Below are 16,336 nucleotides of genomic sequence, written 5' to 3' on the forward strand. Positions count from 1 at the left end.
CGATATTGAGTCCTCCCGACTGAAGCTGGGATATAATCTTGCCGTTTCATCACGATCACTGCGTCACGCAAAACTTGCAGGTCCCCTCAGCACGAGCTGTGCGTGGAGAAGAGCGCATGAAGACCTATGACCTCATTGTGATTGGGAGCGGCCCGGCGGGTCACCATGCGGCGATTCAAGCCGCCAAAATCGGCAAGCGAGTGGCCCTCGTCGAGAAAAGAGAGCTGATGGGGGGCGTGTCCGTCCACACGGGGACGATTCCCAGCAAGACCCTGCGAGAGGCGGTTCTCTATCTATCGGGGTTTCGACAGCGGGGACTCTACGGGATCAGCTATGCGGTCAAGAAAGATATCACGATGGAAGATCTTGTCTTCCGCGTCAATCATGTGATCAAGACCGAGAGCGAGGTCTGTAACGCTCAGTTGGCGCGCAATGGGGTTGATGTGCTCAGCGGACACGCCTCCTTCCTGGATCTCCATCATCTCCACGTGGAGGGCGCCCGGCTCGCCGACGATTTCGAAACCGAGTTCATCATTATTGCGACGGGGACCGTTCCGGCACACTCTTCAGTGGTGCCCGTCGATGGGACCACCATCCTCGACAGCGACATGCTCCCCAGACTGCCGGCGATTCCCAAGACCATGACCATCATTGGAGCCGGGGTGGTGGGGATTGAATACGCCTGCATGATGGCGACCCTGGGAGTCGCCATCACCCTGCTGGATCTTCGTCCCCGCATGCTGGAATTCGTGGATGAGCAAATCGTCAATGAACTGACCTATCACATGCGGGAGATCGGCGTCACCCTGCGGCTCGGGGAGGAAATGGAAAGCGTCGACATGGCCGCCTCCGGACGCGTGGTCGTTCACCTCAAAAGCAAGAAGGAGATCTATTCCGACGTCGTTCTCTATGCGGTCGGTCGCCTGGGCAATACGTCGGATCTCCATCTCGAGAAGGCGGGGTTTCTCCCGGATGATCGGGGAAGGATCCTCGTGAACGAGAGCTACCAGACCCCGGCCCCCAACATCTATGCGGTGGGGGATGTGATCGGGTTCCCCAGTTTGGCCTCTGCCTCCATGGAGCAGGGTCGACTGGCTTCCTGCCATGCGTTCCATCTCCCCTGCTCATCGATGCCGCATCTCTTTCCCTATGGCATTTACACGATCCCGGAGATCTCTTTTGTCGGACAGAACGAGGAACAGCTCACTGCCGCTGGAATCCCCTATGAAGTCGGGATCGCCCGCTATCGCGAGATTGCACGAGGGCAGATTATCGGGGATGAGACCGGCATTCTGAAGCTCCTGTTCCATTGTGAATCCAGGAAGCTGCTTGGAGTTCATATCCTCGGGGAAGGCGCCGCGGAATTGATTCACATCGGGCAGGCCGTGCTCACTTACGATGGAACGATCGACTACTTTATCAACAATGTGTTCAACTATCCCACCCTCGCCGAATGCTACAAAGTGGCTGCCCTTTCGGGAATGAACAAGCTGTTGGCAAGATAAATCCGGGTTCCATCGGCCAGTCCGCCCGCGTGGACCGTCCTCGAGGACGGCTACTTCTGCCTTCCCCTCTGCCCGCTCTCCCACTCCGGCCACAAGCCGAAGGACTTCATTTGCTGGTCTAACTGCGTCTCCGTCATGAGCGCCTCCACCTGCGTCCGGGATTGCCGCCTGCCGATTCGCTCCGCCCTCTCAGCGATGCCGTACACCGTCACGGCGGCGTAGGCCTCCTGTACTTTGAGCTCGCGCACATCGACCTTGTCGAAGGTGTCGGAGGAGGCGTGATAATTGGGCAGATAATCGGCCGGGTCCTGGTTGGCGACCAAAGTGGGGATCCCTTCCAGAAGGAAATCAAAATTGTCCGTTCCGATGAAGGCATCGGGGGTATGGGTGTTGGACTCCCAATCGCGGAGAGGCTTCAGGACCTCTACCAGGGCCGGTTCGGTATCTTTCCTCCCGCCCAACGAGTAACCGGAGACGCGCCCCACCCCCTCATCGAAGATCGTCACAGCCACGATTTGATCCAATTCATTCCGATGCATCCGGACGTATGCCTTGGAACCCAGCAGTCCCTGTTCCTCCCCGCTGAAAAGGATAAATCGCACCGTGCGGCGCGGCCGTATCCCGGCATCGAGAATGGCACGCGCCACGTCGATCACCATCGCCGCGTTGCATCCGTTGTCTAAAGCCCCGGTTCCCAGTTCCCACGAATCCAAATGGGCGCCCAGGATAACGACCTCGTCTGGGATTTCGCTGCCCCGGATCTCCGCCACTACATTTTCAGATTCGAAGGCCCCCCCCACCCGGTTCGGGAGCGAAATCTTCATTCTCACGACGCGGCCTGATTCGATCAGGCGCGCCACGCGGAGGGCGTCTTCCCGCGCCAGAATGGCCATGGGCAATCGATCCATGCGGCCAAATTGTGAATTGGTGTGCCGGTAGAGCAGGTCGCGCGGGCGTGTCGAGGTGAACACCAGAGCGGCGGCGCCCACCCGCACGGCCTCATCGACGATTCCCGGGTCCCTGACGTATTCGTAGAACAGGTCGTCGAGGGTCGTCATCGGCTTGGAATGGATCAGAACGATCGACCCTTTGGCAGCGCTCTCCACCTTCAAAAATTCCGCCGGCGTGCCCTCTCCCGCGTCGACCACTCTCGCTTCAATTCCACTGCCGGGGGTGGGAGGCGCCCAGGCCACGGAAACCGCTTTCACCTCAAATGCAACCGGCGAGGTGACCTCCACCTGGGTCGCTCCCTCCGCCCAGGACTGAGGGATGGTGAACTTTTCCGCGTGGACTTCATCCACCCCGGCCCGGCGAAAGTTCTCGACGCCCCAGGACACCGCGCGGGTCATGGCGGGCGTTCCCGTCGGACGACCGCCAATTTCATCACAAAGCACACGCAGTGTCTCGGCCAGCGGAGACGGCCCCAGCGCCTGCGCGATGAGTTTATCCACCGGGGATGCATTGGGGGCCGGTGCCGATCGCGCCGGTTGAAGAAAGCCCGTTGAGACCCAAGCCATAGAAAGGACCAGAATCGCGGTCTTCACGAAATGTCTCTTGTTCATGTCACCTCCGAATCACGGATTGTTCTATTCCCGGCTACGCAACCGGACACCTTTTGATATGTCTTGGAAAAGAGGAGAAGAATTAGAACAGGAAAACTTGCGGGATTCAATCTGTACTTTTAGGGGGCAGTTCCGGAACAGCTCTTTCTGACCGACGGTGACTCGGGTTCCAAAGCTCCTGAAAAGACCAGCTCATCGAGATTCCAGAACTCGCTTTGTGGGGCCTTCGAAAGAAGCACGGCGGTGCCATCATCAGCGAAGAGGTTCAAACGGATATTCGCCAACGGACCTGAATTGAGAAGAATGAACTGGGTCTGATACCCCGCCCCATCCACAATCTGCGGAAAGATCAGCGATGAGGGAGGAGATTGGAGGGCGTCTCCCACCGGAAAAGTGGTGAGCAGGAATTCTCCCCTCGAATTGTTGAGCGTTCTCAACGTCAACGCCGCGAAAGGTGTTCCTGATGAAATATCGACGATTCCTGTAAAATTGTCTGGCAGACCTCCGGCGAGCAGTTCCCCGACAAACCTCGATTGATGACCGGCGGGGCGGAGCTCGAGCGAGCCCTTCCCTACCCAGCTCACGCCGTTACGCTCGAACGCATTCAGCTTCAGTTGAATGGGATTTCCGCTCGGGTTCGCGACGGCCAGTCCCGTGTCGTGACCAACCGAGCGATCCACAAAAATACGCGCATGCGTGGTCAGAGTCGCTGCCGGAATACCGGATTCGGTTACAATAATCCCGTCTTGCGCAAAACCAAAGAGGCCGGCCCCCATGGGAGTCGAGCGCAAACGGTCGGGGATCACCTGCACCGACCCGGAACTGACCCATGCCGGCGCGCCGTCGGTCTCAAATAGGTAAAGTCCGCCGGAAGGTATCGCGTAGGCGAAAGAAGACCCTGCCGGGCCGTTCGCCGACCGAACCTCCAGTGGAGACCCATCGTCGCCAAAAATTCGAAGCTCCCCCGTCTCCACCGTTGCGGATGTATTCATCAGAATAAGCGTGGTCTTGTACCCTCCTCCGTTCACGACGTGGGGAAAGTACAGGGGATTGGCCACCGGGGGCAGATTGAGATCTGCGAGCGGGGTGCTCGTGATCAACGTGTCTCCACGCCGATTGTTGGTCAGCCTCAACGCCAGAACCCCAAGCGGCTGGCTGCTTCGGATTTCGAGGGAGGCAAATTGAATGGCGGCAGGAAAATCGGAAGGAAGCGCGAATCCGCGCGCAACCTCACCCAGTTGATTAATAAATCTTGCCACGTGGCCGTTCGCAGGAATGGTGCCAAACCCAAGGGCCAACGGTGACCCGTCCATCCCGCTCAAGGTGAACCTGACATCGGCAGGCACGTTGTTCGGATTGACGATAGCCAGCCCGGTGTTGACATCGATTGTGGAGGGATCGATCAGGCCGGGTCCGCCATGGAGATTAGTTCTAAAATCAACAAACATTCGGGCCGCGGTCGTGGGTTGGGTGGCAGGCACTCCAACCTCACTGGCCACAACCCCGTTCCGCGTCAATGCGAAGACCCCCGTTCCATAAGCGTGTCCTCCGCCGTTTGCCGCCATGGTGGCGTACCCCGCACGGGCAGCTTCTCCGTGGCCCGACAACGAGTAGGCAACGGCCCCCGCCGCCTGAAGGTCCAAATTCATTTCGGTGTTTGTCAAATTGGAAATTACGGGAACGAGCAGAACATCGCTGCTTAACCCCGTCTGATCCAAAAGCTGAATCTGGATCTCGCGGGTATCCGCAAGACGGTTTGAACCCGTGAAGACCACCTCTGAGACAAAGGATGTCCTATTGCCGACCCTCGTACTGATGTCAAAGCTTCCTGTGCCCAGTACTTCTTGCTGGGAGGTGAGGCGGGACTCGGTCAATCCGACCACATCGCCCTGGCCATCCCGGCCGGAGAACTCCAGCTGGATTACGCCGTTTGCGGAATCAGGCTGAAAAGTCGCAGTCGCGGTGTCCAGGATAGGCGGGCCATTCTCGACCACGCCGCGAATCATCAGGTTCACAGGGAGGCCCGCCCCCTGCACCAGGGGCCCTTCAAAGGTCGCTCCGTTGTCGCTCGATAGAAACCCACCCTGTTTTTGGCGGCCACCGGAATCCAGGGCCACAGGGACATCCCCGGATGCCGGATATTGAAAGCCGATGTACCAGTCTCCCGAGGCGATGGCGGGAGCCCTGGAGATTGGAAAATCAACATATCCATTCTTTCCGTTGATGGGAACCCACTGGTCGACCAAATAAACCGGTGAGCTCGGCGGGCGGTTTGAAGAGGCCGGGTCGTTGAAGGCAATCAGTCGAATCGATTGCTGCAGAGAGTCCTGGAAGATCTGCCCCGCGGGAATGAAAATTCGAATGGCTTTCAATTTGGAAGGATATCGGAGAGGGGTCAAACGATTGACAACGGTCAAATCGGTGCCGGACAGACTGTTCTCCATTGTCCCGTCATCGAGCAGCAATTCCTCCGTCTTCAGGGCGGTCGAAGCGCCTACGAGGGTTGCCTTCAATGAAAAGGCGGCTTGCGTACCGCTGCAGTTGGCGACCGCAACATAATACGATCCAGAAACCAGAGGAGGGTTGCTCCGCTCATTGACGTAGATCGTCTGACTTGGAAGCGTGGTCTCAGCCTTGAAATCGGCGGCAAACGTCCCTGCCGCGTTTGCCACAGGACTTCCCTGCCGTAAAAACAGGCTTACCTTTTGACTTCCCGAGAGGGTGACGATGAGTTGAAGCGTGTCGGGTGGAACCTCGAGGGTGAATTGTGAAGGGGCGAGGGTGCAGGAACTGCTGGATGGACTTGGAGAGAGAACGGCAGAGGTTTGCACACCCGACACCAGAGTCACTAGTCCTGTGTCCGATAAGCTTGAGGTGAAATTTCGGACAAAAAGGTCTCCGTCAAACGAGCCCCACCCGGTTACCTGGTCGTATCCCACATCGGCCGAATAGCCCGGCAACGGTCCGGCGCTGTTCTCTCCGCTCGTCACGTCGTGGAAGGCCTGTGGCCCCCCGGACGTCAGCTGAGCTCGGGCCATTTCATAGATTCGTGTGTTCGCAAGACCCACGCCACCACGGCCTGCCCCGGAAATGACACCCGCTTGATTGACCAGGCCGAAGAGACCCGCCCACAAGGGTGTGCTCAGGCTTGTTCCCCCCACACAACATCGCAGGATCCCATCCTGATACCAAAAAACTCCCTGTTGAGCAGGATTCCCCATAGCGGCCACGTCGGGGACATCCCGCATCCCGTCGTTGGGAATTCCCGGACCGAACTGGTAAGCGGGCTTCGCATAAAATCTCGATTTCCCCCCGCCACTCCCACTCCAGGCTGTTTCCTCACCGTACTCCATGACATTCCCATTTCCATCAAAGACGGGAGAAAGATTGGTCCCACCGACACAGGTCGCGTGGGGCGATGAACACAGGCGATTCACATCCGGAGCCGAGCTGAGCTCCGAACCGGTGGCGAACTGCCGCACCCCATCGTCGCCGGACGCCACGAAAACCGATTGTCCCTGGGCAGCCGCTTGCATATAGCGCTGGTCGTTCTGAATCAAGGTCAAATCGGAGACCGAACCTTCCCCGCCGCCAAAACTGATGTTCACCACCTGCGCGGAGGGAAGCTGGTTGACAACGTAATCTAAGGAAGGATTAATGCTGGAGCTGCTGGGCGCTATGACAACCTGAATCGTCGCCCGCGGGGCGATGGCCCCTGACCACTCCGTGTCGAGCAATACCTCGGTCACTTCGCCGGGATCGTTCATCCCGGGATTCTGACCCGGAACGACGAAGATCTTTTGCGGTTCGTTGGGAGGCAGTCCAAAAAAACTACGAAAAGCCTGGACATCACTGACGTCGAAATCGCTGCGTGCCATGATGGCAATACTCTGCCCGGCCCCGTCGATGCCGCTGCCATAAAGCGGAAGCAGGTTGTAGGCGCTTTGCAGGTCCGCGGGAGCCATCGAGGTTCGGGTTCCACTCCGGTAAAGCGGTTTTTCCGAAGGAAAATTGTCGAGACCAAATACGGCAAGGGCATCTTGAAACCGCTCTGCGATTCGTGGAGCCAGATCATTGCTGTAGAACCGCTTGCCCTGGAATTCATACGTGCCCATGTTAATCTTGAAGGCACGCTCCACTTGTTGAACCGTTCCATCAAAGTAGATCGAAAGCCGATTGGGATAGGCCTGCGTCACCCCCAGGCCATTCTGTTCGAGCCATCGAACGGCGTCCTGAAACTGCTCCTCCGGCGCTCCAAAGCGCTTTCCAAATTCCTCCGGGGTAAGCCATTGATGAAAACGCGGGGATCGAGGGTTCTGTTGTTCTTCCAAGAGCTGCTGCAATCCGGACAGGTCCTGTATTCGGAATGCCAACACCATTGATTTCAATTCCAGCGAGGGTTCCGCCCTGCTGACAAAGCGGCTCTGCTTCAAAAATACCGGACCCCCTTCCCCGGAATAACACACTGCCGGAAAAAGGAAGCAGAATAAAAGGATGAAGTGGATCAATAGGCGCTTCAAATTCATGCTCGATTGACTCCGCCACAAGGTTCGCGCCGGATGGGCTCATTGAGCCCTAGGGCGCAAGTACACCGCGGCGACATGTTCGTCAAAAAAGATTGCAAGATTGTGGCTACGGACAAAGTTAAAGGAACGAAGCACGGGCCTCCTGTGTTCGAAGTATAGTCCTCCTCCCATGGCACGTCATCTTAAAAGTTCGCCGTCAAGGGCTTCAAACGGGCCTGTATCCGCAGTACGGCTGCGATTGATTCTACGACCATCCACTTGTCCGAGCGTCTGGCCATCTGCGGAGGGGCATAGAAGCGTCTCTTTCCGTAAGGTGCTGCATTTTCAGATCGGCAATCTCCGCTCGGGTCTTTTTTCGCCCTGAAAATGCGAATTTACTTCTTCGCTCCCAGTCTGAATTTTCGGTATACTGTAACCACGAGGCTGAGCACTTCGACATTTCGTTCTTCTTGGAACGCGGGCGTACACTTCCCAGGCAATTGCCGCAGCCGCTGGAGATCAATGACATGAAATGGTCTATTGGAGGCAAGGTCATATCGGCATTTGGGCTGGCATTACTGATTCTGGTCATCATCAGCGTCATCTCCTACCGAACCACGACCCGTCTTGTTAAGAACACCCAGCTGGAATCCCAGTCCTTTCAGCAGGTGGAATTGCTCGTGTCCCTGACGGCCCGATTAACGGATGCCGAATCCGGCCAGCGCGGGTACCTCATCACGGGAAATGAGTTTTATTTGGAACCTTATTATGGTGCCCTCAATGTAATCGATCAACAAATCGAAGACTTCCGTAAATTGAATGACGATGATCCGGAAGAAATCCCGAGGGTCGACGCCCTTCAGTCATTGGTTCGGCAGCGACTTCTCCTCCTTCAAAAGTCGATCGACCTGAAGAAGGAGAACCCATCGATTCCCGCCAGCCAAATCGCATTGCCAGAAGAGGGGAGGCAACTTCACGAGCAAATTCGAAAACTGATCCTGGAAATGAGGGATCACGAGAACGAGGTGTTCGTCCAGCGTTCGAAGCAAGAGAAGATCACCGCCCAGAATGCCCACCTGGCCATCATCCTCGGCGGGCTCTTGTCAATCGGGCTTGTCGCCGGAGCGATTTTTGTCCTTCACCGCGACATCGCCCAACGCCTCCACGCGGAAGAATCGCTTCGACACTTGAGTTCGATCCTGGAAGCCACACCCGACTTCGTGGGCAGTGCCGACATGCAGGGCCGTGCGCTTTCTCTCAACAAAGCGGGTCGAAAAATGCGTGGAATCGCCGAAGACGTCGATGTTTCCGGTCTCCTCGTCCCCGACTTTCACCCCCGATGGGCCGCCGAGATTGTCAGGAAAGAAGGCATCCCCACGGCCATTCGCGAAGGGACGTGGACCGGCGAGAGCGCCCTGTTGGGGCGCGACGGGCGCGAAATCCCCGTCTCCCAGGTCATCATCGCCCACAAGTCAAAGAATGGTGAGACGGCGTATTTATCCACAATTGCCCGCGATATTACGGACCGCCAGCAAGCGCAGCTGGCGCTCCAGAGGGCCCATGACGAACTGGAGGTTCGCGTCCAGGAACGCACGGCAGAGCTTGCAAAAACGAATGAGGCGCTCCTCAACGCCAACCGCGCCCTTCGAATGATCAGCGAATGCAATCAAGTTCTCGTTCACTCCTCCAACGAAAAGGAACTGTTGGCAAAAATATGCCAGACCCTGGTGGAGACAGGAGGGTATTGTTTGGCCTGGGTTGGTTTTGCCCAGCAAGACGACAAGAAGACCGTTCTGCGGGTGGCGTCGGCCGGCGACGAACAAGGCTATCTTGACTCCCTCGATCTGACCTGGGGCGGCGATGAGCACGAGCTGGGGCCGACGGGTCGGGCCATCCGGTCCGGCACGCCCGCCCTCTCGAGAGACATTCTCACCGACCCGTTCTTCCAACCCTGGCGTGAGGAGGTCGCTCGACGGCGGTTTGCTTCCTCCATCGCCCTCCCCTTAGCCATTGAAGGAAAGGCCCTCGGGGCGTTGAACATCTACTCAAGGACGACCGACGCCTTTGACACCGCCGAGATTGACCTGCTGGCCGAGTTGAGCAGTGACCTGGTATATGGAATTACGGCCCTGCGAGCTCGCGATGAGCGTGAGAGGGTGATGAAGGCCCTTCAGGAGAGCGAGGAACGCTTCCGTCTGTTGGTCGTGGGGGTGGAGGACTATGCCATTTTCATGTTGGATCCCGACGGGCGCGTTGTCAGCTGGAGCACTGCAGCGGAGCGCATGAAGGGGTATTCCGCTGAGGAGATTTCTGGAAGGCACTTCTCCCTCTTCTATACCGCCGCCGACCAGGACCGGGGCTGGCCCAAACGGCTCCTGGAGGTGGCAAAAGCCAAGGGATATGTGAAGGACGAAGGGCTGCGGGTGCGCAAAGACGGATCGCAGTTTTCGGCGGATGTGGTCATCACGGCCCTGCGCGAGAAAAACGGTTCCCTGCGCGGCTTTGCGGAGGTGACACGCGATGTGACCGAGCGCCAGCGGGCCGAGGAAGAGCTCCGGTTTCGAAACCTCCTTCTCAACACCCAGCAAGAAGCTTCCATTGATGGAATTTTGGTGGTGGATGGCACGGGCAAGATGATTTCCTTCAACCAGCGCTTTGTGGAGATGTGGGGCATCCCGCCCCAGGTGGTGGAGAGCCGGTCGGATGAGCGGGCCCTGCAGTCCGTCCTCGAGAAGCTCGTCGGGCCGGAAGAATTCCTCACGAAGGTGAAATACCTATATGAACATCCCCATGAAACCAGTCAGGATGAAATTGACCTTCGCGACGGCAGGACCTTCGATCGTTACTCCGCACCCATGTTCGGAGGCGACGGGAGGTACTACGGGAGGGTGTGGAATTTTCGTGACGTCAGCGAGCGCAAGAAGATGATCGAGGCCCTGAGAGAATCTGAAAAAGGATACCGGAACCTCGTCGAGACCGCGCTCGTCGGCGTCTACAAGATCAACGTGAAGGGAGACATTCTCTATGTCAATGACGCCCTGGCGAGGATGTTGGGATACACCTCGCCCGTCGAAATGATCGCCGAACAGGCCCAAATGAGATTCAAGTATCCGAAAGACCGGGAAACGCTTCTTGACCTGCTGCAGAGAAAAGGCCGGGTGGAAGGATATGACGCGGAGGTGCTGACAAGAAAAGGGCAATCCAAGAATGTCCTGATCAGCGCGCTGCTGGAGGGAGAGGTTTTGTCGGGGATGGTGATTGATATCACGGCCCGCAAGCAGGCGGAACGGGCACTGCAGAAGAGCCAGGCACGGCTCCAGTTGCAGATCAATCGCATGCCGATTGCGTGCATTGTGTGGAATTCAGAATTCCGGGCGCTCTCCTGGAACCCCGCGGCCGAGAGGATTTTCGGGTATACGGCGAACGAAGTGATCGGGAAGAAGCCGTATGGGCTCATTGTCCAAATGCAGGTTCAGCCCGAGGTCGAGAAGATCTGGCAGCGTCTTCTGAAGGGCGACAGCGCGGCCCACAGCATCAACGAAAACATCACCAAGGACGGCCGAACCATCCTGTGCGACTGGACCAATACCCCGCTCTTGGAGGACGACGGCACGGTCGCCGGCGTCCTCTCCATGGTCCAGGACATCACTGAGAAATGGAAGCCCATGGAAGAGATCTCCTGAGCGGACGGGGTACTTATGAGAGAAAACGTGAGAGCCCCGCTTGCGGGGCGAAACAATGTCCCAAGTCGAAGTATGCCGAACGCCCTGTTCGATGCCTGGCCCTCGGAAAGAATTCGCTGTCTCTTGCTGAAAAGAGATCTTCCGCCGGCCCGATCTAGTCTGATCGGACACCATTTCGGAGCTCGGTGGGGCACAAAATGATACACAGATTTTGACCCTCGCAAGACCAGCTGACGCCAACTTCTGCGACACCACTGCACATTTCACTTGAATTGATACTGAGCAAGTTCTAGACTGATTGTCGGCCAGCCGTCCCCCTCTTCGGCCCCTTATTTCAATGACGATCGGTTGGCACTTGAGGCTTTGGATTAAACGATTCCATTCCCCGACCCAAGCGGTAAAGAAGAGGAGCGCCACCCGAAACGATCACTGATGGGAGCACTGCGAGTACGCTCTCCTTTTGTTGCGATATAGCGGCTTGCATCAGGGTAGGGCATTTGAACGGTCCCAGGACTCATTGATGATCGGGCTACTACGCAGCGGCACCAGTGAGGTAAGTGAGGTTTTATGGCCAGACATTCAAGACTAGACTTCGCTATCGTCTTGGCGGCGGCCTTGTTTTGTGTGGCGCCGTTGTTCGCCCAGGGGCCCGGGCTGAGCTTTCTGACAGATCCTGAAACCGATCTTGGATTTGCTGCCTGCCATATTTACTTCGACGGCGGTTCTCATCGCAAGATCCCTTTTCTCCCCGTAGTCAACGTGAAAGGCGCGCCCTGCGGAAGCAAGCGCTACTCGGTAGACATCCGTTTGAAGGCGCCAATCGTTTTTGTGGGTGACGGCATCGTCGGCGGACAGAAATCGAACCCCTATACCGGACTCGACGTAACTGGGAAGGTCGTCATGTTGTCATATGATTTCCCCGACAAAGCATATCCTGATTCCGCCGGGGTGACGATGGAGGAACGGGTCCGGGAAGCTGTGAAGCGGAAGGCAGCCGGTGTCCTGCTTTTCTCGGCTCTCCAGGAGAATCCGTTCCCGACTTACCGGGAGAATGCGCTCGAAAAAATCCCCGAGATTCCGATCATCGTCATCAACAAGCGCAACGCCGCGGTCATCCTCGCCAGTGACGGACGAAATCCCGAAGAAGTGTTTCGCACTTGGGAAAGCGAAGGCAAGTTCCAGCCACGGGAACTGATCGTCAAGCTCGACCTGAGGATTGACAGCCAATTTGACATGATCGATACCGACAGCTTTATCTCCGCCTTTCAGCCTGGCATTCCCCGCGCCAAGGCGGAGGCTTTATCTAAGACCAATGAGCAGGCGGTCGGTTTCCTGCTGAATCTGTTCAAGGAGACCGAACCCCGCTGGAGAAAGACGTTCACCGCCTATTTTAGTGGTTTCGACGCCAAGGTGTTCTATGTGCACCACTGGGGCAAGGGATTGTCATGCAACGCCGGAAACTTTATATGGTTTGACGGGACGGTGCCCGATTTCGGACTGGCCGTCCACGAAGGTGCGCATATGCTGATTGGCCAAAACTGGGGCGGGTCGAGTTCGTTTCTGAATGAAGGGATCGGCAAATATGCCGAGGCGATGGCCACGGACAAAGGCAGCAATCACCGCATCACGCAAACCGACCGGAGAGAGGGAAAGCTCTTCCCGCTGGGCGAGATGGCCAAGATAGCCATAGGCTCGGACGCTAGAACCGAGATTGCCTATCCGGCCGCTGGTTCCTTCGTGCAATATCTTGTCGACAAGTATTCGCTGAAAAAGCTAAAGGGGATATATCAGGGCGTGGCGAAGGCCGGGATTGATGATGCGGCGATGCAAGCTTCGTGGGTCGCCATCTATGGCAAGAGCCTGCATGACCTGGAAGTGGAATGGTTGGTCTTTCTGGACTCTTTCCGTTAGATGTGGACAAGAATCGTCATTGCTGCGGGTTGGCCAGCATTGGCGCCATTGGAGAGCCTCGAAGAGCCAGCCGAGCACGGAACCGGTAAACGAGAACAGTGCTTATACTGTGGCATGAAGCGTGCCAAACAATTGCCTGCAGCGGAGCGGCGCGAGCAGGCTTCTTCTAATGTCGTCAGTACCGCGCGCGTCGCCCGCTCACGCACAGCAATGGGCGGACCAAGATCGACCACACGGAGGCAGATCGAGATGGACATAGGCGATGCACAGCGAGAGAACCGCACCAGATTCGTCGGGGGCTTCTACGGGCAGCTCGTCTCCGGCGTGTTGTGGCTCGTGTCGGCCAGTCTGGCGACGTGGAGCACGCCCCGCGCGGCCATCACGATGCTGGTGGTGGGCGGATTTTTCATTTTCCCGGCCACGGAGCTGCTCATCCGTGCTGGGGGCGGGAGGAGTCCGCTGAGCCCGCAGAACACCCTTTGGCACTTGGGCATGCAAGTGGCGTTCGTCTTGCCTTTCTCGATGCCCCTCCTTCTTCCGGTGGGTCTGTATCGTTTGAACTGGTTCTATCCGGCGCTGATGGTCCTCTTGGGAGCGCACTATATTCCATTTGTCTTTCTCTACGGGATGCGCATGTTCGCCGTACTTGCGGGCTTGGTGGTAGGGGGCGGGCTGCTCATCGCCATGTACGGGTCCAGCAGCTTCAGTCTCGGTGCCTGGTACACGGGCGCCATACTTGTCCTGTTCGCAGTCGTTGGCCGATGGACGGTTCGACGTGAAGCTCGCGCGGGGGCGGCTCAATAACACGTTGCAGAGGACGCCGCTTTGCGGCGACGCTGAACGCGAGCGTTCGTTAAACAGGTAAGGAGGCGAAGAATGAATAGGGTGAAGATTTTTGCCTTGATCATGATCCTCAGCATCTCGGGGCCGATGTTCTCTCGGACGTTGCAGAAGCCGGCCGCATCGCAGGAACAACAGGATCAACTCGAAGCGATCGATTTCCTGAGCGGCGAGAATATATCCAAATTCTCGTTTGAGCCCGAAGAGTTCTGGAGCGCGACCAGTAACACGTTGGTCTTCACAGAGAAGGAACTTCAGCTCATGGGATATGCCACCTTTGAAGAGGTCCTCCCGAGGAAACAGGCATTTTCCATGACCGCCCTTGTGACCGCTAAGAATATCAGGGAGATGGGTTTTGGCTTCGGGGGTGGATTCCAGATGTCCGTTATCTTTCCTCAAGATGGCAAGTCCTACGAGCTGTACCTGGTTGTGTCGGGAGACAAGGCGGCCTACTGGGTCGGGAAAGAGAGACAGGGTTCATACTACTCGTGGGGAGGCACTCTCAAGCTCGGTGTTCATGGCAACGAGAACAAGAAACCCAAGAAGGCGATCTATTCGAAGCTTGAGTTCAAAGAACTGACGGTCGATGAGGCCAACAAGTTGCTCAAGAAGAGGAGGAAATAGCAGCCCCACTCTCGCTTCGTGTTTAATTTTCGCCCGCGACTGGCAAAACGAAACTGAAGCGCAACCTGAGACACACAAGTGCTGAAGGTCCCGGGTTAATCACCATTCGATGACAGAAATGGATTTTTCATATGTCGCTCCGCTGGAGCTCGGAAATGGCATTAACGACACCTGGGGCGATGAATATACTGCTCCTAACGAACCTTGAGGAAAGCAACTTCGGGGCCCTCTCAGCCTGAGGATTTCGGCGAATGCCCTTCAATTTTGAACTGTGCTCGGTGCGGATGGGGGAGAATAAAAATTCGGCTCCTGAGGTAGGACTCGAACCTACAATCCACCGCGGTGGATTAACAGCCGGCATTCCTCACGGAGTCACGTTCTTGGGGGGCACAAAGACTTCTAAAAATTGGCTCCTGAGGTAGGACTCGAACCTACAACCCTTCGGTTAACAGCCGAATGCTCTACCATTGAGCTACTCAGGAGTGCTATCAAACAACATCGAATCCATTGCCCTACGTCATTCAGTTTCCAGCACTCAATTCGAACCTACAATCCGCCGCGGCGGATTAACAGCCGAATGCTCTACCATTGAGCTACTCAGGAGTGCTGGCAGAACAGCCCAAAGAAACGGCAACGATTATATCGGCGAGGGGTGGATTCGTCAAGAATGGATCAAGGACAGAAAAGCTTACATTTCTGTATTCTGCAATCCGTTTTGCAAGTTCGCCCGAAACTCGACCGCCGCAAGCTTGGGTAGCCGGGATCCCGTTCTTTGGGATCCCGGGTGCTTGCCTGGAGAAGGCACGATCCGGGATCCGCCAAAAAGCGAGCGGATCCCGGCTACCCGAGCAAAGCAATTCGAGCGGCCGTGTTTTGAGTCACTATAATTTCTCGTCCCGAGTCGGTGCGTGTTCATTCCAGCCTAACTGCTCCGCACTCCCCGAGAACACTCATTCCGTGGATTCGTTTCTTATGAGGTTGGCGGCTGACGGATTGGCACTAGCGTACGTACGGCAGTGACCCGGAGTTCTCTGGACACTGGCCGAGCCCGTACAGCCGGATTCCCGGGCGGTTTGCCTTGTACCATTGTTTCCACCGCACCTGCAGTGCCCCAACGTCCCCGCTTCCATCGCACCACTGTCGATGCGTGAGCGTGATGAGAGAACCGCATACCTCACCTTGGACGTGTTGGTCTTGATACATGCCTATCAAGACAGGGACAGCGGACTTTGATCGCATGTTACCCAAGGCAATTGCAATACTGGATCGAACCGAGCGGCTGGTCTCCTGTAAAGCAGCGCTTAATATGGTCACGGCCTTGTCTCCGCCGAGGTACCCGAGACCCAAAGCCGCATACGTAGCGACCCGCTCATCCTCCAGCGCGCTACTGCCTTGCAACGGGCCTGCAAAGAACTTCAGATTACCGGCAAATGGGGTCAGACCGGGAAATTGGACAAATGGAGATTCCCTGAACAATGCTTATCGAATTTGCACGCTGCCACAATGCCAAGAATCGGGACGATGACCGCATCTTGGTCTGGGCGACGCTCAAATTGTCGAATGTCCCGGTCTGATATACATCTCAAAGTTGTGGAAGAAAGTTTATCGCTTTTGGGCAAAGGAAATCCCATGAACAGCGTATCATGTCGGCCAGCACCGGGAGGATAGGGCCACGCTGAAGAGCGACCTGAGCGCCACGGTGCTGG

At 56.8% G+C, this 16,336-nt stretch carries 8 protein-coding genes and 1 tRNA gene; 5 read left to right on the top strand and 4 right to left on the bottom strand.

The features are described from left to right. Positions 1-116: 116 nt before the first annotated feature. Complete coding sequence (gene sthA / locus LAO21_21385; protein ID MBZ5555274.1) at positions 117-1,505, top strand: Si-specific NAD(P)(+) transhydrogenase; 1,389 nt, start codon at positions 117-119, stop codon at positions 1,503-1,505. Positions 1,506-1,555: 50 nt separating this feature from the next. Here sthA and LAO21_21390 read toward each other — a convergent pair whose 3' ends face one another. Together LAO21_21390 and LAO21_21395 are read right to left on the bottom strand one after the other, a co-directional pair. Continuing rightward, on the bottom strand, positions 1,556-3,067 hold the full coding sequence (locus LAO21_21390) for a M20/M25/M40 family metallo-hydrolase (protein ID MBZ5555275.1): 1,512 nt from the start codon (positions 3,065-3,067) through the stop codon (positions 1,556-1,558). Between the two features lie 119 nt (positions 3,068-3,186). Continuing rightward, positions 3,187-7,593, bottom strand: coding sequence for a S53 family peptidase (locus tag LAO21_21395; GenBank protein ID MBZ5555276.1), 4,407 nt, complete (start codon positions 7,591-7,593; stop codon positions 3,187-3,189). Between the two features lie 506 nt (positions 7,594-8,099). Between LAO21_21395 and LAO21_21400 the strand changes: the two genes are divergently transcribed. The 4 genes from LAO21_21400 to LAO21_21415 all read left to right on the top strand — a co-directional run bounded on the left by LAO21_21400 (position 8,100) and on the right by LAO21_21415 (position 14,630). Next, a complete protein-coding gene (locus tag LAO21_21400) occupies positions 8,100-11,255 on the top strand; it encodes a PAS domain S-box protein (GenBank protein ID MBZ5555277.1) in 3,156 nt (1,051 codons plus the stop codon). 567 nt (positions 11,256-11,822) lie between these two features. Beyond that, complete coding sequence (locus tag LAO21_21405) at positions 11,823-13,166, top strand: hypothetical protein (protein ID MBZ5555278.1); 1,344 nt, start codon at positions 11,823-11,825, stop codon at positions 13,164-13,166. Then, complete coding sequence (locus LAO21_21410; GenBank protein ID MBZ5555279.1) at positions 13,167-13,970, top strand: hypothetical protein; 804 nt, start codon at positions 13,167-13,169, stop codon at positions 13,968-13,970. Between the two features lie 72 nt (positions 13,971-14,042). Next, positions 14,043-14,630: a hypothetical protein gene (locus LAO21_21415; GenBank protein ID MBZ5555280.1), complete on the top strand. Its 588-nt coding sequence runs from the start codon at positions 14,043-14,045 to the stop codon at positions 14,628-14,630. A 407-nt stretch (positions 14,631-15,037) separates the two neighbouring features. On the opposite strand, the gene LAO21_21420 is transcribed toward LAO21_21415, so the two are convergent. After that, positions 15,038-15,112, bottom strand: a tRNA-Asn gene (locus LAO21_21420). Between the two features lie 517 nt (positions 15,113-15,629). Next, positions 15,630-16,028 carry a HEAT repeat domain-containing protein gene (locus LAO21_21425; GenBank protein MBZ5555281.1) on the bottom strand — a complete coding sequence of 133 codons (399 nt, stop codon included), beginning with the start codon at positions 16,026-16,028 and terminating at the stop codon, positions 15,630-15,632. Positions 16,029-16,336 lie beyond the last annotated feature (308 nt).

The organism is Terriglobia bacterium (genome assembly GCA_020073085.1).
GTDB lineage: Bacteria > Acidobacteriota > Terriglobia > JAIQFV01 > JAIQFV01 > JAIQFV01.

Coding starts and splice junctions, on each gene's coding strand:
- sthA (MBZ5555274.1), top strand. CDS start 117: ATGAAGACCTATGACCTCATTGTGATTGGGAGCGGCCCGGCGGGTCAC.
- LAO21_21390 (MBZ5555275.1), bottom strand. CDS start 3,067: ATGAACAAGAGACATTTCGTGAAGACCGCGATTCTGGTCCTTTCTATG.
- LAO21_21395 (MBZ5555276.1), bottom strand. CDS start 7,593: ATGAATTTGAAGCGCCTATTGATCCACTTCATCCTTTTATTCTGCTTC.
- LAO21_21400 (MBZ5555277.1), top strand. CDS start 8,100: ATGAAATGGTCTATTGGAGGCAAGGTCATATCGGCATTTGGGCTGGCA.
- LAO21_21405 (MBZ5555278.1), top strand. CDS start 11,823: ATGGCCAGACATTCAAGACTAGACTTCGCTATCGTCTTGGCGGCGGCC.
- LAO21_21410 (MBZ5555279.1), top strand. CDS start 13,167: ATGTGGACAAGAATCGTCATTGCTGCGGGTTGGCCAGCATTGGCGCCA.
- LAO21_21415 (MBZ5555280.1), top strand. CDS start 14,043: ATGAATAGGGTGAAGATTTTTGCCTTGATCATGATCCTCAGCATCTCG.